Source organism: Streptomyces sp. SID5785, assembly GCF_009870065.1.
Classification (GTDB): Bacteria; Actinomycetota; Actinomycetes; order Streptomycetales; family Streptomycetaceae; genus Streptomyces.
Map to the genome: position 1 here is coordinate 1 of NZ_WWIA01000258.1, position 16,675 is coordinate 16,675.

Here is a 16,675-nt window from a genome sequence, read left to right on the forward strand (position 1 = left end):
GATCCGTCGCCCGCGCGGGACGGGCCCGGTGCGCCCGCCGCGAGGTCGCCCCGCGCCGCGTCCTGGCCCGGCGACGAGTTCTTCGGGGCGCGCTCGCTCACCGGGACGGCCAGGGTGCCGACCGGTTTCGCCCGGTCCGCCGCGGCGAACCCCCAGTCGAGCAGGGCGGCCGTCTCCTCGTACACGGCCTCGTAGCCGGACTCGGGGTGCATGACGGTGACGATCAGGGTGCGGTCGCCGCGGGTGGCGGCGCCGGTGAAGGTGTTGCCGGCGTTCGTGGTGTAGCCGTTCTTGACGCCGATCAGGCCCTCGTACGGGGGCACGCCCTGGCCGGTGAGCAGCCGGTCGGTGTTCTGCAGCTGGAAGGTCTTGCCGCCGCCGGCCGGAAAGTCGGCGGTCCTGGTGGCGCAGTACGCGCGGAACGCGTCGTTCTTCAGCCCGGCGTGGGCGAAGAGCGTGAGGTCGTACGCGGACGAGACCTGACCGGGGTGGTCGAACCCGTCCGGGCTGACCACCCGGGTGCTGTCGGCGCCCAGTTCCTCGGCGCGGGCCTGCATCTCCTCGACGGTCTTGGCCACGCCGCCGTTCATGGCGGCGAGGACGTGCACCGCGTCGTTCCCGGACCGCAGGAAGACGCCCTGCCACAACTGCCGGACCGTGTAGGTGGTGCCGGCCTGGATGCCGACGAGGCTGGAGCCCGCAGGGATGCCGGCCAGGTCCGCCGCGGTCACCTTGTGCTTCTCGTCCGTGCCGAAGCGGGGCAGCACGGTGTCGGCGAAGAGCATCTTCAGGGTCGACGCGGGCGGCAGGGCGCGGTGTGCGCCGGACGCGGCGAGGACCGCGCGGCTGCCGTGGTCGGCGACCAGCCAGGCCCGCGCGTTGAGCCGCGGCAGTCTCGGAGTGCCGGACGCGGCGGTGGCGCGGGGCGCGGGCAGGGCGAGTGCGGTGGTCGCGCCGAGACCGATGCCGAGGGCGGCGCGACGGCTGAACTGCTGGGATGCGGTGGTGCCGGGCATCCCGCGAACGTACAGGTGAAAGCTGAGGTAAAGAACGGCGGGTGGTTCCGGCCGAGGGGCAGTGCGTGTCAGGGGCCCGTGAGCGCCGAGGGGCCGCGCGTGTCAGGGGTCTGTGCGCGTCATCCCCGGAAGGAAGTCGATGAACAGTTCGTGCACCTCGAGCACGAGCGGTCGCAGGACCCGGAAGCGGGCGAGGGCCACGCCGCGTGTCGTCAGCCGGGCGCCGCGCTCGGCGAGCCGCCTGCTGCGTTCACGGCCCTCCGAGCTGTCGAAGACCCAGTAGAGGACCAGTCCCATCTGGGACAGCCACATCAGTTCGGGGAGGATCTCGGCCAGCTCGGCCGGGACCTTGGCCTTCGATCCGGCGAGGACCTCGCGGTGGACGGAGATCGCGGCCTCGCGGGCGTGCTCCGACTCCGCGGAGAACGGGCTGAGCGGTGAGTCCGGATCCGCCGCGTTCTTGAAGAACTGGGCGGCGAACTCGTGGTACGGCTCCGCGATCTCCAGCCAGACCCGCAGCACTCCGGCGAGCCGCGCCTGCAGGTCGGTCTCGGAGTCGAGCACGGGCCGGACCGCCGCCTGGTGCTCGGCGGCGATCCGGTCGTAGAACCCCTGGATCAGGTGTTCCTTGCCCGCGAAGTAGTAGTACGCGTTCCCGACGGAGACTCCGGCCTCCTGGGCGATGGCCCGCATGGTGGTCTTGTCGTAGCCCCGCTCCCGGAACAGGCGCATCGCCGTCTCCAGGATCAGGGCCCGCGTCTGCTCGCTCTTCGCGGGCTTGTCCGTGCTCCTGCGCCGGACGGCCCCGGGTTCTTCTGTCGCCACGGGTGCGAGCCTAATCGTCCGTGCGGCAGCCGCTGTCGCAGGACGGCGCTTCGCCGTCGTACCCGTAGGCCTCCTGGAACCAGGTGCCGGGCGCGGCCGGTGTGTGGACCCAGCCGTCCTGCGGGTGGTACGTCCAGCCGTCCGCGCGCCGGTACACGCCCCCGCCGGCCAGGCGCTCGCGGTGCAGTTCGCGGTACTTGGCGGCGCCGAGCACGATCTGCTTCGCGACCTTCATGCCCGCCGGGGTGGTCATCCGGTGCGCGGTGGCGCGGTGGGCGCGCAGGGCCCACATGCACACGATCCACGCGGACGGGCCGCGGTAGATCTGTCCGCCGTCCCCGACGACGGTGATGTCGCCGAGGGTCGCGGCGTGGTCGATGCCCGGGTAACGGGCGCGGGCCGCCGCCGAGCCCGCGGGCACGAAGTCCAGGGGCACGAGTTGCGGCTGCCGGGCGAGCCAGCCCCGGACGAACGTGCACAGCGGGCACTCCGCGTCGAACAGGACGGTGAGCCGGCGGACCGGGACGTCCCCCCGGGCGCCCCGGGCCGCCGGCTCGGCCGTCGCCGCCACCGAGGTCACGCCCCGGCCACCGGGGCGGTCCACCCCTGCGGCGGCACCGGCGGCTGCTGCTCGCGCTCCATGACGCCGCGCCGCCGGATCTTGTTGAGGACGAAGACGTTGCCCAGGTGCATGGCGCCGAGGACGAGGAGCACCACGCCGAGCTTGGTCGACAGGGCCTCGAAGACGCCGCGGGCGCTGTCGATGGTCTCGTCGCCGCTCAGGTAGAGCGCGACGAAGCCGAGGTTGACCAGGTAGAAGCCGACCACCAGCAGGTGGTTGACCGCGTCGGCGAGCTTCTCGTTGCCGTTCAGCACGTCGGCCAGGAAGATCCTTCCGTTGCGGCTGAGCGTGCGGGCGACCCAGATGGTCAGCCCGATGCTGATGACGAGATAGACGACGTACGCGACGACTGTGAGGTCCATGCCCCACCCCTCCTTGAACGCGTTCAAAAACGCTGACAGGGATGAATGTAGACCTGTTTTTGAACACGTTCAAGCCGGGATCCGCGTACGTGACGCAGGTCTCGGGGAGGGGGATCGGCCAGGCGCGCGGCCACGGGCCGGGCAGGCATGAGTGAGGGCCCGGCTCCCTCAGGAGGCCGGGCCCTCGAACACGTGCGGCGTCAGAGACGCCTGACGACGGGACGTGTCAGTAGCGACGCGTGATCAGTGCGCGCTTCACTTCCTGGATCGCCTTGGTGACCTCGATGCCACGCGGGCAGGCGTCCGTGCAGTTGAAGGTCGTGCGGCAGCGCCACACGCCGTCACGGTCGTTGAGGATCTCCAGGCGCTGCTCGCCGGCCTCGTCGCGCGAGTCGAAGATGAACCGGTGGGCGTTCACGATCGCGGCCGGACCGAAGTACTGGCCGTCGTTCCAGAACACGGGGCAGGACGACGTGCACGCGGCGCACAGGATGCACTTGGTGGTGTCGTCGAAGCGCTCGCGGTCCTCGGCGGACTGCAGGCGCTCACGCGTCGGCTCGTTCCCCTTGGTGACGAGGAACGGCATGACGTCGCGGTACGCCTGGAAGAACGGCTCCATGTCGACCACGAGGTCCTTGAGCACGGTGAGGCCCTTGATGGGCTCGACCGTGATCGGCTTCTCGGGGTTGATGTCCTTGATGAGCGTCTTGCAGGCAAGGCGGTTCTTGCCGTTGATGCGCATCGCGTCGGAGCCGCAGATGCCGTGCGCGCACGAGCGGCGGAAGGTCAGCGTGCCGTCGACGTCCCACTTGATCTTGTGGAGACCGTCGAGCACGCGCTCCTTCGGGTCGATCTCGAGCTGGAAGTCCTCCCAGGTCGCGTCCGCGGAGACCTCCGGGTTGAACCGGCGGATGCGGAAGGTGACCGTGATGAGGTGCGAGGACGTGGAGTCCTTCTCCAGGGCCTCCAGCTTGTCCATGGTCGGAGTAGCCATCAGTACTTACGCTCCATCGGCTGGTAGCGGGTCTGGACGACCGGCTTGTAGTCGAGACGGATGGACTCGGTGCCGTCGTCGCCGACCTCGCGGTACGCCATGGTGTGGCGCATGAAGTTGACGTCGTCGCGGTTCGGGAAGTCCTCGCGGTAGTGACCGCCGCGGGACTCCTTGCGGGCCAGCGCGGAGGTCGCCATGACCTCGGCCAGGTCGAGCAGGTTGCCCAGCTCGATGGCCTCGAGCAGGTCGGTGTTGAACCGCTTGCCCTTGTCCTGGATCGCGACGTTCCGGTAGCGCTCGCGCAGCTCCGCGATCTTCTCGACCGCGGTCTTGATCGTCTGCTCGGTGCGGAACACCATCACGTTGGCGTCCATGCACTCCTGCAGCTCGTTGCGCAGGACCGCGACGCGCTCCGTGCCCGTGGAGTTGCGCAGGCGCTCGACCGTCTCCTCGACGAGCGAGGCCGGGTTCTCCGGCAGCTCGACGAAGTCGGCCTTGTGGGAGTACTCGGCGGCCGCGATGCCCGCACGACGCCCGAAGACGTTGATGTCGAGCAGCGAGTTGGTGCCGAGGCGGTTGGCGCCGTGCACGGAGACACAGGCGACCTCGCCGGCGGCGTACAGGCCGGGGACGACCGTGGTGTTGTCCGCCAGGACCTCACCCTCGACGTTCGTCGGGATGCCGCCCATGGCGTAGTGCGCGGTCGGCTGGATCGGGATCGGGTCCGTGTAGGGCTCGATGCCGAGGTAGGTGCGCGCGAACTCCGTGATGTCCGGAAGCTTCGCGTCGAGCTGCTCCGGCGGGAGGTGCGTGAGGTCGAGGTAGACGTGGTCGCCCTCGGGACCGCAGCCGCGGCCCTCACGGATCTCCGTGTAGATGGAGCGGGACACGACGTCACGGGACGCGAGGTCCTTCATGACGGGCGCGTACTTCTCCATGAAGCGCTCGCCGTCCTTGTTGCGGAGGATGCCGCCCTCACCGCGGGCGCCCTCCGTGAGAAGGATGCCCATGCGCCAGATGCCGGTCGGGTGGAACTGGAAGAACTCCATGTCCTCCAGCGGCAGACCCCGGCGGTAGCAGGCGGCCTGGCCGTCACCGGTCAGCGTGTGGGCGTTCGACGTCACCTTGAAGAACTTGCCGGTGCCGCCGGAGGCGTAGATGACCGACTTCGCCTGGAAGACGTGGATCTCGCCGGTGGCCAGCTCGTAGGCGACGACACCGGCGGACTTCTGGACGCCGTCCTCCTCGACCAGGAGCTGGTCCAGGACGTAGAACTCGTTGAAGAACTCCACGCCCTCCTTCACGCAGTTCTGGTACAGCGTCTGGAGGATCATGTGGCCCGTGCGGTCCGCGGCGTAGCAGGACCGGCGCACCGGGGCCTCGCCGTGGTTACGGGAGTGACCGCCGAAGCGGCGCTGGTCGATCGTGCCGTCCGGGGTGCGGTTGAACGGCAGGCCCATCTTCTCCAGGTCGAGGACCGAGTCGATGGCCTCCTTCGCGAGGATCTCGGCGGCGTCCTGGTCGACCAGGTAGTCGCCGCCCTTGATCGTGTCGAAGGTGTGCCACTCCCAGTTGTCCTCCTCCACGTTGGCCAGCGCGGCGGCCATGCCGCCCTGCGCGGCGCCCGTGTGGGAGCGGGTGGGGTAGAGCTTGGTCAGCACGGCGGTGCGGCTGCGCTTGGTCGACTCGATGGCCGCGCGCATGCCGGCGCCGCCCGCGCCGACGATGACGGTGTCGTACTTGTGAATCTTCACGTTCTCGCTCGCCTCGGCTTTAACGGATGTTGGGGTCGAAGGTGAAGATCACCAGCGTGCCCAGCAGGACGGTGAAGACCGTCGCGGCGTAGAGGAGCCCCTTCAGCCACAGGCGGGTCTGGGGGCGCTCGGCGTAGTCGTTGATGACGGTACGCAGGCCGTTGGCGCCGTGCAGCATCGCGAGCCACAGCATCAGCAGGTCCCAGCCCTGCCAGAACGGGGACGCCCAGCGGCCCGCGACGAACGCGAAGCCGATCTTGGAGACGCCGCCGTCGAGCACGAGCTGGATCAGCAGGTGGCCGAGGACGAGGACGACCAGGACGACGCCGGACAGGCGCATGAAGAGCCATGCGGCCATCTCGAAGTTGCCGCGGCTGCCCTTGCCGGTCTTCGAGGTGCGCTTGCGCGGCGCCTCGATGACGGGTGCCGGGTGGTCGGTGTCGTAGAGCGAGGCGCCCTCGACGGGGCCGACGCCGGACGCGGCGGAAGTCGTGTCAGTGGACATGTCTGGCCTCAGCTCCCGAAGAGTTCACGGACGGCGTGGCCGAGGACGGGGTACAGGGCCCCGGCCATCAGGACGACCCAGATGCCCACGACGGTCCAGAGCATCTGCTTCTGGTAGCGCGGGCCCTTCGACCAGAAGTCGACGGCGATGACACGCAGGCCGTTGAGCGCGTGGAAGAGGATGGCGGCGACGAGGCCGTACTCAAGGAGCGCGACGATCGGCGTCTTGTAAGTGGAAACGACGTCGTCGTACGACTCCGGGGAGACGCGGACGAGAGCGGTGTCCAGCACGTGTACGAACAGGAAGAAGAAAATGAGGACACCGGTGACTCGATGAGCCACCCACGACCACATGCCTTCCCGGCCGCGGTACAGCGTTCCAGCCGGCACGGAAGAACCCTCCGGGAGTGGGGACTGGGGCCGGCCGCCACGCGTAAGCCGATTGGATACAGCTCTGTCGGTCGGGCCCGGCCGGGTACGGTCCACCGGCCGCTCGTCATCGTATCGACGAGTTGTCGGCTTGCTCGCGCGGGGGCCACTCGTGTGATCAAACAGGCAATCAAACAGGCACGTACGGGCTATTGCCGGACTGCTCGGGACGAACCGCGCCCCGCGCGGCCGTCCGGGTGACGGGGGCGCCGCGGGCGAGCCGGGTGAGGCGTCCGCGGGCGAGTCGGCGCAGCTCGTCGGCGGCGAGGACCCGCTCTTCCTCGCGCTCGTTGCCCAGCCGGGAGCGCAGCGCGGCGAGCAGGTGGTCCAGCGCCTCGCCGGGCGCGGTCGCGTCGAGGCAGATCACGAAGGGGTGCCCGAAGCGGTCCTGGTAGGCGGCGTGCGCGGCGTCCAGCGCGGTGTAGGCCGCGGGGTGGCCGGCCGCGTCCGGCTCCAGCGGCAGTTCCTCGCGGGCCAGCGCCCCGGCGGTCTCGGCGAGCGGCAGGTCGTACGCCGCCTCGTCGGCCGCCGCGAGCAGCGCGTCGAGGTCCGGATAGGGGCGGTGGGCGGCGAGCCGGCGGGCCCAGGCCGGGCTGCCGCAGCACTGGAGCAGCGCCGCCTCGGCGTCGCCCTGCGGCAGCGCGTTGAACCGGGCGAGGCCCGTGGGGTGCTCGCGGGGTGTGGCCTGCGCGGGTATGGGCAGGCGGCCCGGAGCGTGGTGGGCGGCGGACAGCGGATGCCTCCGGCGGCGGGACGGGATCGGGTGACGGCTGGATCGGGTGACGGCTGGGATGTGTGTGCGGCTCTGTTCGGTCTGTTTGAGTCGTCACGGTAGCCAGGGGTGATTGCGGATGTCCGACGGATGCGCGAATTTCACCCGGACGGGGAGGTTTGTGTCGCGGGGTGGACCGCGCGGGGTGCTGCGCAGGCGCCCCCACCCCGTTGGGTGGATCATCGGTGGCGGGTGCGGGTCGTGTGCCCCCGGTCGTGCGCCCGCACGGCGGGGACGCACCGACGGAGGGGTCCCGCGCCCCCGAGCGGAGCGAGGGTGAGCGTGGCAGTCGAGCGGAAGGCCCTGCTGGCAGGAGGCGTCGTCGTGGTCGCCGGAGCCGTGGTGGCCGGGGTCGCCCTGTGGCCGGACGGCGGCGGGGACTCCGCCGGGTCCGCGCCGTCCGGCGGGAGATCGGCCACGTCGGTCGCCGAGAAGCCCTCGCCCAGCCGGTCGTACCCGCTGTCCTCGGCGCCGCGCACGATCCCCTCCGTGCGGGACTTCACCGCCGCGCGCGGCCCGGGCTGGAAGCCGGACGGCGGCCGGGTCCTGGTGCGGGACGCGTCGCTCGCCGACGAGGGGCGCCTGCTCGCGGACGAGCTGGGCCTGACGTACGGCGGGCGCAAGGACAAGGCGGGCGCCGGGGACGTGGAGCTGGCGCTCGGCGGGCCGCGCCGGGCCGGCCAGGAGTCGTACCGGATGACCGTCGAGGGCGGCCGGGTGCGGATCGTCGGGCCGACCGACGCCGGGGTCTTCTACGGGACGCGCACGCTCAAGCAGGAGGTGCACGGGGGCGGCACCGCGCCCGAGGGCGTCGTGGCGGACGAGCCGGCCAAGCCGCAGCGCGGGTTCATGATCGACATCGCGCGCAAGCACTTCACCGCCGACTGGATCAAGGACCGGATCCGGGAGATCGGCGACCTCAAGTACAACCAGCTCGGCCTCCACTTCTCCGACGACCAGTCCTTCCGGATCGAGTCCGACACGCACCCGGAGGTCGTCTCCTCGGAGCATCTGACGAAGGCGCAGGTCAAGGACATCCTCGCGCTCGCCGCACAGCGCCATGTGAGCGTCGTGCCGGAGATCGACTCGCCCGGACACCTCGGCGCGGTCATCGCCGCCCATCCCGACCTCCAGCTGCGGGACGTGAACGGGAGTCCGACGCGCGGAGCCGTCGACATCTCCGAACCCGCCGCGGCGAAGATCGTGGACGATCTGCTGAAGGAGTACGCGGGCCTGTTCAAGGGCGCCTACTGGCACCTGGGCGGCGACGAGTACCAGGCCCTCGTGAAGCAGAACCCGGAGGCGTCCTACCCGCAGCTGGCCGCCGCCGCGCGCAAGAAGTACGGGAACGGCGCCCGCGTGCAGGACCTCGCGCAGGGCTGGCTCAACGACCGGGCGCGGACCATGGCCCCCTTCGACCGGAAGCTGAAGGCCTGGAACGACGGGTTCTTCACCGGCGGGGTCGTCCGGGCGGACAAGAACCTGGAGGTCGCCTACTGGACCGGCAAGGAGATCGGGGCCCGCGAACCCGTCTCGTACCTGAGCGCCGGGCAGCGGCTGACCAACTACAACGACGAGTTCCTGTACTACGTGCTCGGCCAGCCCAACACGTTCGTCTACCCGACCGGGCAGCGGATCTACGAGACGTGGACGCCGCGGGTGCTGCGCGGCACGGCCCCGGTGCCCGCCCAATACGACGACCAGATCCTCGGCGGGACCTTCGCCGTGTGGTGCGACCTCGCCGGGGCGCAGACCCAGGCCCAGGTCGCGCAGGGCATCCGGATGCCGCTGCGGGCCACCGTCCAGAAACTGTGGGATCCGGACAAGCCGGAGCTGAGCTGGCCGCGGTTCGTCGAGCTGGCCGGGAAACTGGGCGGCTGAGCCCCGGTCCGCGTCCCCTTTCGCGTAGTTCGCGTTTCCGGTGGCGAACCCCCGTACGGCTGTGGTCTATTCGGCCGGAGCCGCATGAACAGGGAAACACCGGGACGGGGGCACGGGGATGGGCTACTGGGGCTATTACGTGGTGGCCGGAAGCGATCGTCCGCTCAAGGAGCTCGACGCGCTCGCGGGGGCGCGGGACGAACTGACACTGCTCGAGGAGCGCGCCGCCGGCTGGCAGGTCTGGGAGTGCCCCGGCGGCGGTGACGGCGAGCAGGCCCGCGACGTGGGCAGCATGAACGCGCTGGCGGCGGAGACGGGCGCACCCGCCCTCTTCGCCTACGTCATGGACAGCAGCTGCGCCGTCGTCGAGGCGGCGGCGCCGGAGAGCGGGGCGTGGACGACCTGTCTGGGGCGGGCCGCGATGACCACCTACATCGGCGGCGACGAGCGGTCCCTCGAGGACTACTTCCTGCCCGCCGCCGACGCCGCGGAGCGGGCCGTCGCCTGGGCCGCCGAGTGTGGCCGCGAGGTGCCCGCCCAGCCGCTGCTCGACGTGCTGCGGGCGCCCGCCGAGCCGTCCGCGGAGGAGCTGTTCTTCCGCTTCCTCGACCGGCTCGGGGTCGCCGCACTGTGACGTTCCGGACGGCCCGGACGCAGTAGAAGACGCAGGAGAAGCCGGAGTCCCCGGACGGGGAACTGTCGGGTCCGCGTCTGGAGGCGTACGGGCATGAGCCTGGTGGAACTGATCGCGCAGGCCGACGAGCGGGGACTCGCCGCGAGCGGACTCGGCTGCCTCGACCGGTGCGTGCCGCTGCTCGGCGCCACCGAGGACGACGAGGCGCTGCGCCCGCTGTGGACGAGCCTCGCCGACGGCGGCACCGGCTGGAGCGAGGGGCTCGCCGCGGCCCGCGGACAGCTCAGGGACACCGTCGCGGCCGGCGAGGCCGCCGAGCTCGTACGCCGGATGCTGGGCGCCGCGCCCGACGGCGCCGTGCCGGGCGACTGGCGCGGCTGGGCCGACGCCTGCTCGGTGGCCGCGCTCCAGGTGCACCGCATGCTCGACTCCGGCGCGGCGGGCGTCGCCGAGGGCCCCGCCGGGGTACGCGAGGGCAGCACCGAGGGCGTGACGCCGCTCGTCGCGGCCGAACTGCGCCGCCAGACGCGGATCCTGGAGCTGCTCGCGAGCGGCGCGGGCGGGCTGCGGCAGGCCCGCGACCTGTCGACCGAGGGCCGCCGGGTGCTGCGCGCGGTCGTCTCGCGGCGGGCCAGGGGCCGCGTCTGACGCGGGCTCAGCCGGAGGGGGCCCGGCCCGCCTGCCGCCCGCCCGTCACCAGCAGGGAGCTGACGACGACGAGGACCCCCGCGACCACCACCCGCGGACCGAGCGGTTCGTCCAGATACCGGGCCGTCAGCAGGAAGGCGAACAGCACGGTCGCGTAGTTCGAGAAGCTCAGCGCGAGCGGGGACAGCAGCGTGGAGAGCCGCATCAGGCCCGTCACCGCGACGACGTTGAACACGATCCCGGCTCCGAACACCGCGAGGTCCGCCGCGCGCGCCCCGGCCGGCAGAGCGAAACCGCGGTTCAGCACGGCGAACAGCACCAGGGGCAGGGCGTTGGTCGCCAGCAGCAGTTGCAGCGCGCCGGCCCCCAGCCGCGCCGCTCGCCGGATCAGGAACCCGCTCACGGCGTACGAGAGCGGTGCGAGCAGCATCACGAGGTACCAGACGGCCTTGCCGTCCTGCGCGGGTCCGGAGACCTCGGGCACGATCAGGACGCAGACGCCGCCGAACCCGAGGGCGACGCACGACGCGGCGCGGGGGCGCATGCGCACACCGAGCCAGACGGCGCCGACGACCAGGGAGAACAGCGGCGTCATGCTGCTGATCAGTGAGGTCTCGGCGGGGCTGAGGGTGCCGAGGGCCAGGTAGATGACCAGGTACGGGACGAAGACGAGCGTCAGGGAGACGAGGCCGAGGGTGACGACCCGGTCCCTCGGGACGTCGAGGACCTGACGCCGCGCGCCCGGCCGGAGGCAGGCGGCCAGGCACACGGCCACGGTGCCCAGATTCAGCACCAGCGGGAAGTCGAACGTGCTGTAGCCGCGGTTCAGCGAGAGTTTGCCGAGGAAGGACTCCATCGCCCAGGAGAAGCCGACGAGGAGCACCGCGAGACCCGTGGCCACGGAGGTGGCTCGTCCCCGCATGCCGCTCCTCCCTGTCCCCGGGACGGGCCCGTTCCCGTACCGCTGTGGCCCGAGCCTCACATGCCGCAGGGGACCGGCCCCGCAGGAGCCGGCGGTGTTTTGGGTCGGCAGGGAAAACCGCGGCACGGATCCGGAAAACATCCGGCGAACGCCGGGCAAGAAGCGGCCAAGAATCCGGAAAGAACCAGGTAAGAGCAGAGTGAGAGCGGCGTGGAACTCCCGCGCCACCGCCGTGGAACTTCGGCGGCGTCCCCGTGAAGACGTCCGTGAAGACCTCCGTGAGACCTCCGTGAGACCTCCGTGAGACGTCCGTGAGGACCCCCGTGAGACCTCCGTGAAGACCCTGGTACGGCCCCCGACATACGGGACGGCCGAGGTCGCCACCCCCCACAGGAGAGACCCCGGCCGCCGCGCGGTACGGGTCGCGAGCGGCCCGTACTCTCTTCAGCGCCGGGGATGCGTTTTGTGTCACACCCGCCGTGCGGCCCGGTGGTTGCTCGTTGTACAAACATGGACGTGGGGTGTTTCACGCCGTAGCGTGCAGATTCGCGCCGGGGGCGCCACATGGCCGGATGGGGCAGGCAGGGACTGGGAGTGCTGGGGGACGACGCGGAGCTGACCGCCGCGGTGCTTGCGGCACAGGACGGGGACGAGACCGCGTTCCGGACTGTGTACCGCACCGTGCACCCACGGCTGCTCGGATACGTACGCACGCTCGTCGGCGACCCGGACGCCGAGGACGTCACCTCCGAGGCGTGGCTGCAGATCGCCCGTGACATCGACCGGTTCGAGGGCGACGCCGACCGCTTCCGCGGCTGGGCCGCCCGCATCGCCCGCAACCGCGCCCTGGACCACATACGCATGCGGGGACGCCGGCCCGCCGTCGGCGGTGACGAGACGGAACTCACCGGCCGACCCGCGACCGAGAACACCGCAGACGAAGCGATGGAGCTGCTCTCCACCGGCGACACCATGGCGCTGATCGCCCAGCTCCCGCAGGACCAGGCCGAGGCCGTCGTGCTGCGCGTCGTGGTCGGGCTGGACGCGAAGAGCGCGGCCCAGACCCTCGGCAAGCGCCCCGGCGCCGTCCGCACGGCCGCGCACCGCGGCCTGAAGCGGCTCGCCGAACTCCTCGGCAGTGACCAGAAGACCCCCGGTTCCCTCGACGCCGTGCCCCGGCCGAGGCAGCCGCGGAACAGCACGGTGACGTCCGCCGGTGTGACGCAATCGCGTACGCGGACGCAGAAGGACATGTGATGGCCGACGAGCACGACAAGTGGCTGGACCGCGAGGCGGCGGAGCGTCTGCTGCGCGGCGAGCCCCTGGAGGCCGTCGCCGAGCAGGACGCACTGCGGGCCCGTCGGCTCACCGCCGCGCTCGACGCCCTGACCGTGACCCACGTCGGCCCCGATGGCGAACTCGCCGGTGAGGACGCCGCGCTCAAGGCGTTCCGCGAGGCCCGCGCCGTGTCCGCCGTGGACCGGGCCGCGGCCGCCGAACTCGATCCGTCCGTGCAGTTGTCCGGGCGTTCCGTACGTATCGGCCGTCACCGCGCGGGCGCCGCCGCCCCGGCCGGGCCCGGGCCCGGGCCCGGCGACCGGCACGGCCCGCGCTGGGGCCGTCCCGTGCGGTTCGGGCTCGCCGCCGCCGTCGCCGCGTGCATGGTGGGGGGCGTCGCCGTCGCCGCCGGCACCGGGGTGCTGCCCTCGCCGTTCGGCGGCTGGAGCGATCCCTCGCCCGCGACGTCGGTGTCCTCCGCGCCCTCGGAGCAGCCGCTCAGCTCGCCCTCCGACAGCGCCGAGGGGAGCCGGGAGGTGCTGCCCGACGACTCGCGGACGCCGGACCCGCCGTCCGGTTCCCCGGGCGACCCCGAGCGCGACGGGGCGTCGAAGGACCACCGGGACAAGGGCGGTCCGTCGCATCGCGCCTCGCCCGGCGACACCGCGGACGACACGGTGCGCGGCTCCGACATGCTGCGCCGCCGGATCGTCGAGACCTGCGCGCGCTACCGTGCGGGCGAACTCCGCAGCGACGAGAAGAACTGGCTGCGCGACTCGGCCAAGGACACCGGCCGGGAGGCCGACGTGGGCCGCTTCTGCGACCGCGTGCTCGGACAGGGCGGCGGCGCGGGCGACTCCGGGGGCCACGGCTCGACCGGCGGCAAGGGCGACGACGAGGACGGCGGCACCGAGGACGGGGACAGCGACGGCCTGCCCTCCGGCCAGCCGAGCGCCGCGCCCTCGCCGAGCGAGTCCCTCACGCTCGGGGCGCCCGTCCCGTCGGACGGCCCGTCCCCGCAGACCGCGGCCTCCTCGTCGGCCCCGGTCGCCCGGTAGTCCGCGCGCCGGCGCCCGTCCGCTCCGGTTCCCGCCCGACCTCTCGCACCGCTCTGACCTGGAGGAAAAGGTTTCTTCAGAATCCGCGCGCACCGGGTGTGACGTTTTCCGGGCGGGTGGCGCAGTACTGAGTGAGCCGACTGGTCATCGGCCCGTGCACGAGCCGGGGTTCCCCCCGTACCTGCGGCTCTGTGCCATTGGCGTGGGTGGGACACGTTCCCCCGGTCCCACCCACGCCGCTCACCAGTAGACGACGACCTTGTCGCCCGCGCGCACCTGGTCGAAGAGGCTCGCGATCTTCGCCTTGTCCCGGACGTTCACACAGCCGTGAGAGGCCCCCGCGTAGCCGCGCGCCGCGAAGTCCGACGAGTAGTGCACCGCCTGGCCCCCGCTGAAGAACATCGCGTACGGCATGGGCGTGTGGTAGATCGTCGAGACGTGGTCCCGTGACTTGAAGTCCACGTGGAAGAGGCCCTCGCGGGTCGGCGTGTACTGCGAGCCGAAGCGGACGTCCGTCGTCATCAGCCGCTTGCCGTCCACCATCCACGACAGGGTCCGGCTCGTCTTGCTGATGCACAGCACCCGGCCGGTCATACAGCGCGGATCCGGCTTCGCGGCGGGCTGCCCGCCCGCCGCGTACAGCTCGTCCCGGGTCGGCGTGTGCGTCATCTTCAGCAGCCGCGCCCAGGTCACCGAGTCGGTCGTGCCGGTCTGCGGCAGGCCGCGCTTGCCCTGGAAGCCCTTGACCGCCTTCGTCGTCGCCGGGCCGTAGGTGCCCGTCGGCCCCTCGAACAGCCAGGCCACCTGGCGCAGCCGCGCCTGGAGGTCACGGACCTGCTTGCCGGTGTCGCCGGGCTTGTAGAGCGTCTTGGGCGCGGGGGTCGGTGACGCGGAGGGCTTGGCGTCGGCGGAGGTCCGGTCCGCCGTGCCCTTCCCGCCCGAGCCGCCCTTCCCGTCCGCACGGTCCGCGCCGCCGGAGTCCGTGCCCGCCCGGCCCGGCGCGGAGGTGCCCGGCGACGCGGAGCCGGGGGCGCCGGTCGAGGGCGCCGCGTGCCCGCCGCTCTGCACGGCCTGCGCCGTGCAGCCGCCGACCAGGGCGATGACCCCGGTGACCGCGAGTGAAGTCCGTATGACCGCTGTCCGCATGGCGTCCCCCGCCTGTCGCGCCGTTCTCTGTTGTCACCACAGATGCTTCCCGGGCGGAAATGGTTGCGAACGCGGCGGGGCCATCGGACGGGCTGTGAGCAAGGTCCCAGCGTGGGCCGCTCCACCCCTTGCACCCGCGCCACTACTGTCCGTCGCGAAGGTAGGCATCGACCGACAGGTGACCGCTGGAGGCTCCACCATGGCGCGCGAATCCGAGTCCGGACTGCCCATCGAGCCGGTGTACGGACCGGCGGACCTGGCGGGCTGGGACCCGCGGGAGAAGCTCGGCGAACCCGGCGGCTACCCCTTCACCCGCGGGGTGTATCCGACGATGTACACGGGCCGGCCGTGGACGATGCGGCAGTACGCGGGCTTCGGCACGGCGACCGAGTCGAACGCCCGGTACCGGCAGCTGATCGCGAACGGGACGACGGGCCTGTCCGTGGCCTTCGACCTGCCGACCCAGATGGGGCACGACTCCGACGCCCCGATCGCCTCGGGCGAGGTCGGCAAGGTGGGGGTGGCCATCGACTCGGTCGACGACATGCGCGTGCTGTTCGACGGGATCCCGCTGGACCAGGTGTCGACCTCGATGACGATCAACGCGCCCGCGGCGCTGCTGCTCCTCCTCTACCAACTCGTCGCGGAGGAACAGGGGGTGCCGGCCGACCGGCTGACCGGCACGGTCCAGAACGACGTGCTCAAGGAGTACATCGCCCGCGGCACCTACATCTTCCCGCCCCAGCCGTCGCTGCGGCTGGTCGCGGACCTCTTCCGGTACTGCCGGGCCGAGATCCCCCGGTGGAACACCATCTCGATCTCTGGCTACCACATGGCCGAGGCCGGGGCCTCGCCCGCGCAGGAGATCGCCTTCACGCTCGCGGACGGCATCGCGTACGTGCGCACCGCCGTCGCCGCGGGCATGGACGTCGACGACTTCGCGCCCCGTCTGTCCTTCTTCTTCGTGGCCCGCACGACGATCCTCGAGGAGGTCGCCAAGTTCCGCGCCGCGCGCCGGATCTGGGCGCGGGTGATGAAGGAGGAGTTCGGCGCGCGGAACCCCAAGTCGCTGATGCTGCGCTTCCACACGCAGACGGCCGGGGTGCAGCTGACCGCACAGCAGCCCGAGGTGAACCTGGTACGGGTCGCCGTCCAGGGCCTGGGCGCGGTCCTGGGCGGCACGCAGTCGTTGCACACGAACTCCTTCGACGAGGCCATCGCCCTGCCCACCGACAAGTCGGCGCGGCTGGCGCTGCGGACCCAGCAGGTCCTGGCGTACGAGACGGACGTGACGGCCACGGTCGACCCCTTCGCGGGCTCGTACGTGGTGGAGCGGATGACGGACGACGTGGAGGAGGCCGCTCTCGCGCTGATGCGGCGGGTCGAGGACCTCGGCGGCGCCGTCAGCGCCATCGAGCAGGGCTTCCAGAAGTCCGAGATCGAACGCTCGGCCTACCGGATCGCGCAGGAGACCGACTCCGGGGAGCGGGTCGTGGTCGGCGTCAACCGCTACCGGCTCGACGCGGAGGAGCCCTACACGCCCCTGCGGGTCGACCCGGCCATCGAGGCGCAGCAGGCCGAGCGGCTCGCGCGGCTGCGGGCCGAGCGGGACCGGCCGGCGGTGGACGCCGCGCTCGCCGCGCTCAGGGAGGCCGCGGCCGGCACGGACAACGTCCTGTACCCCATGAAGGAAGCGCTGCGGGCCCGCGCCACCGTCGGCGAGGTCTGCGACGCGCTGCGCGAGGTGTGGGGCGTGTACGTGCCCTCCGACACCTTCTGACCTGGGACTGTCCGCTATGCGGGATCGGGTGGGGCGAGATCGGACAGGCG

Annotated in this window: 17 protein-coding genes; 6 read left to right on the forward strand and 11 right to left on the reverse strand. The window is 71.8% G+C overall.

Annotated features, from left to right (window positions below):
- The 9 genes from GTW43_RS07785 to GTW43_RS07825 form a co-directional block, all read right to left on the reverse strand.
- Positions 1-1,016: serine hydrolase (locus GTW43_RS07785; RefSeq protein ID WP_161300895.1), on the reverse strand; the 1,016-nt coding region annotated here is incomplete at its 3' end.
- Positions 1,017-1,118: 102 nt separating this feature from the next.
- Entirely contained in the window at positions 1,119-1,748 is a 630-nt protein-coding gene (locus tag GTW43_RS07790; protein ID WP_202501186.1) for a TetR family transcriptional regulator, read from the reverse strand.
- Between the two features lie 103 nt (positions 1,749-1,851).
- Complete coding sequence (locus GTW43_RS07795; RefSeq protein WP_161300897.1) at positions 1,852-2,421, reverse strand: DCC1-like thiol-disulfide oxidoreductase family protein; 570 nt, start codon at positions 2,419-2,421, stop codon at positions 1,852-1,854.
- Positions 2,418-2,825, reverse strand: a complete 408-nt coding sequence (locus GTW43_RS07800) for a hypothetical protein (protein ID WP_161300898.1) — start codon at positions 2,823-2,825, stop codon at positions 2,418-2,420. Before GTW43_RS07800 ends, GTW43_RS07795 begins: the two co-directional genes overlap by 4 nt.
- 226 nt (positions 2,826-3,051) lie before the next feature.
- Positions 3,052-3,819, reverse strand: coding sequence for a succinate dehydrogenase iron-sulfur subunit (locus GTW43_RS07805; RefSeq protein WP_161300899.1), 768 nt, complete (start codon positions 3,817-3,819; stop codon positions 3,052-3,054).
- Complete coding sequence (sdhA, locus tag GTW43_RS07810) at positions 3,819-5,573, reverse strand: succinate dehydrogenase flavoprotein subunit (RefSeq protein ID WP_161300900.1); 1,755 nt, start codon at positions 5,571-5,573, stop codon at positions 3,819-3,821. The genes GTW43_RS07805 and sdhA overlap by 1 nt, the downstream gene beginning before the upstream one ends.
- Positions 5,574-5,592: 19 nt before the next feature.
- Complete coding sequence (locus GTW43_RS07815; protein WP_161300901.1) at positions 5,593-6,078, reverse strand: succinate dehydrogenase hydrophobic membrane anchor subunit; 486 nt, start codon at positions 6,076-6,078, stop codon at positions 5,593-5,595.
- Between the two features lie 8 nt (positions 6,079-6,086).
- Positions 6,087-6,467, reverse strand: coding sequence for a succinate dehydrogenase, cytochrome b556 subunit (sdhC, locus tag GTW43_RS07820; protein WP_161300902.1), 381 nt, complete (start codon positions 6,465-6,467; stop codon positions 6,087-6,089).
- A 169-nt stretch (positions 6,468-6,636) separates the two neighbouring features.
- Positions 6,637-7,209 (reverse strand): 2-oxo-4-hydroxy-4-carboxy-5-ureidoimidazoline decarboxylase, encoded by a 573-nt coding sequence (locus GTW43_RS07825; protein ID WP_202501189.1) that lies wholly within the window; start codon positions 7,207-7,209, stop codon positions 6,637-6,639.
- Between the two features lie 345 nt (positions 7,210-7,554).
- Between GTW43_RS07825 and GTW43_RS07830 the strand changes: the two genes are divergently transcribed.
- The 3 genes from GTW43_RS07830 to GTW43_RS07840 all read left to right on the forward strand — a co-directional run bounded on the left by GTW43_RS07830 (position 7,555) and on the right by GTW43_RS07840 (position 10,441).
- Positions 7,555-9,159, forward strand: coding sequence for a glycoside hydrolase family 20 protein (locus tag GTW43_RS07830; RefSeq protein ID WP_343245934.1), 1,605 nt, complete (start codon positions 7,555-7,557; stop codon positions 9,157-9,159).
- Positions 9,160-9,277: 118 nt separating this feature from the next.
- Positions 9,278-9,793, forward strand: a complete 516-nt coding sequence (locus tag GTW43_RS07835; RefSeq protein WP_161300904.1) for a hypothetical protein — start codon at positions 9,278-9,280, stop codon at positions 9,791-9,793.
- Between the two features lie 93 nt (positions 9,794-9,886).
- On the forward strand, positions 9,887-10,441 hold the full coding sequence (locus GTW43_RS07840) for a hypothetical protein (protein ID WP_161300905.1): 555 nt from the start codon (positions 9,887-9,889) through the stop codon (positions 10,439-10,441).
- Between the two features lie 7 nt (positions 10,442-10,448).
- On the opposite strand, the gene GTW43_RS07845 is transcribed toward GTW43_RS07840, so the two are convergent.
- Entirely contained in the window at positions 10,449-11,363 is a 915-nt protein-coding gene (locus GTW43_RS07845) for a DMT family transporter (protein ID WP_161300906.1), read from the reverse strand.
- A gap of 594 nt (positions 11,364-11,957) precedes the next feature.
- On the opposite strand from GTW43_RS07845, the gene GTW43_RS07850 reads away from it, so the two are divergent.
- Positions 11,958-12,620: an RNA polymerase sigma factor gene (locus GTW43_RS07850; RefSeq protein ID WP_161300907.1), complete on the forward strand. Its 663-nt coding sequence runs from the start codon at positions 11,958-11,960 to the stop codon at positions 12,618-12,620.
- On the forward strand, positions 12,620-13,699 hold the full coding sequence (locus GTW43_RS07855; protein WP_161300908.1) for a hypothetical protein: 1,080 nt from the start codon (positions 12,620-12,622) through the stop codon (positions 13,697-13,699). The genes GTW43_RS07850 and GTW43_RS07855 overlap by 1 nt, the downstream gene beginning before the upstream one ends.
- A 240-nt stretch (positions 13,700-13,939) precedes the next feature.
- Here the strand turns inward: GTW43_RS07855 and GTW43_RS07860 are convergent, their stop codons facing one another.
- On the reverse strand, positions 13,940-14,845 hold the full coding sequence (locus GTW43_RS07860; protein ID WP_161300909.1) for a L,D-transpeptidase family protein: 906 nt from the start codon (positions 14,843-14,845) through the stop codon (positions 13,940-13,942).
- A 199-nt stretch (positions 14,846-15,044) separates the two neighbouring features.
- On the opposite strand from GTW43_RS07860, the gene GTW43_RS07865 reads away from it, so the two are divergent.
- Positions 15,045-16,625 (forward strand): methylmalonyl-CoA mutase family protein, encoded by a 1,581-nt coding sequence (locus tag GTW43_RS07865; RefSeq protein ID WP_161300910.1) that lies wholly within the window; start codon positions 15,045-15,047, stop codon positions 16,623-16,625.
- Positions 16,626-16,675: the final 50 nt, after the last annotated feature.

What these genes read in the sequence shown, in the direction of transcription:
- GTW43_RS07790 (WP_202501186.1), bottom strand. Translation starts at nt 1,748, where the DNA reads ATGCGCCTGTTCCGGGAGCGGGGCTACGACAAGACCACCATGCGGGCC.
- GTW43_RS07840 (WP_161300905.1), top strand. Translation starts at nt 9,887, where the DNA reads ATGAGCCTGGTGGAACTGATCGCGCAGGCCGACGAGCGGGGACTCGCC.
- GTW43_RS07835 (WP_161300904.1), top strand. Translation starts at nt 9,278, where the DNA reads ATGGGCTACTGGGGCTATTACGTGGTGGCCGGAAGCGATCGTCCGCTC.
- GTW43_RS07865 (WP_161300910.1), top strand. Translation starts at nt 15,045, where the DNA reads ATGGCGCGCGAATCCGAGTCCGGACTGCCCATCGAGCCGGTGTACGGA.
- GTW43_RS07815 (WP_161300901.1), bottom strand. Translation starts at nt 6,078, where the DNA reads ATGTCCACTGACACGACTTCCGCCGCGTCCGGCGTCGGCCCCGTCGAG.
- GTW43_RS07805 (WP_161300899.1), bottom strand. Translation starts at nt 3,819, where the DNA reads ATGGCTACTCCGACCATGGACAAGCTGGAGGCCCTGGAGAAGGACTCC.
- GTW43_RS07800 (WP_161300898.1), bottom strand. Translation starts at nt 2,825, where the DNA reads ATGGACCTCACAGTCGTCGCGTACGTCGTCTATCTCGTCATCAGCATC.
- GTW43_RS07860 (WP_161300909.1), bottom strand. Translation starts at nt 14,845, where the DNA reads ATGCGGACAGCGGTCATACGGACTTCACTCGCGGTCACCGGGGTCATC.
- GTW43_RS07845 (WP_161300906.1), bottom strand. Translation starts at nt 11,363, where the DNA reads ATGCGGGGACGAGCCACCTCCGTGGCCACGGGTCTCGCGGTGCTCCTC.
- GTW43_RS07855 (WP_161300908.1), top strand. Translation starts at nt 12,620, where the DNA reads ATGGCCGACGAGCACGACAAGTGGCTGGACCGCGAGGCGGCGGAGCGT.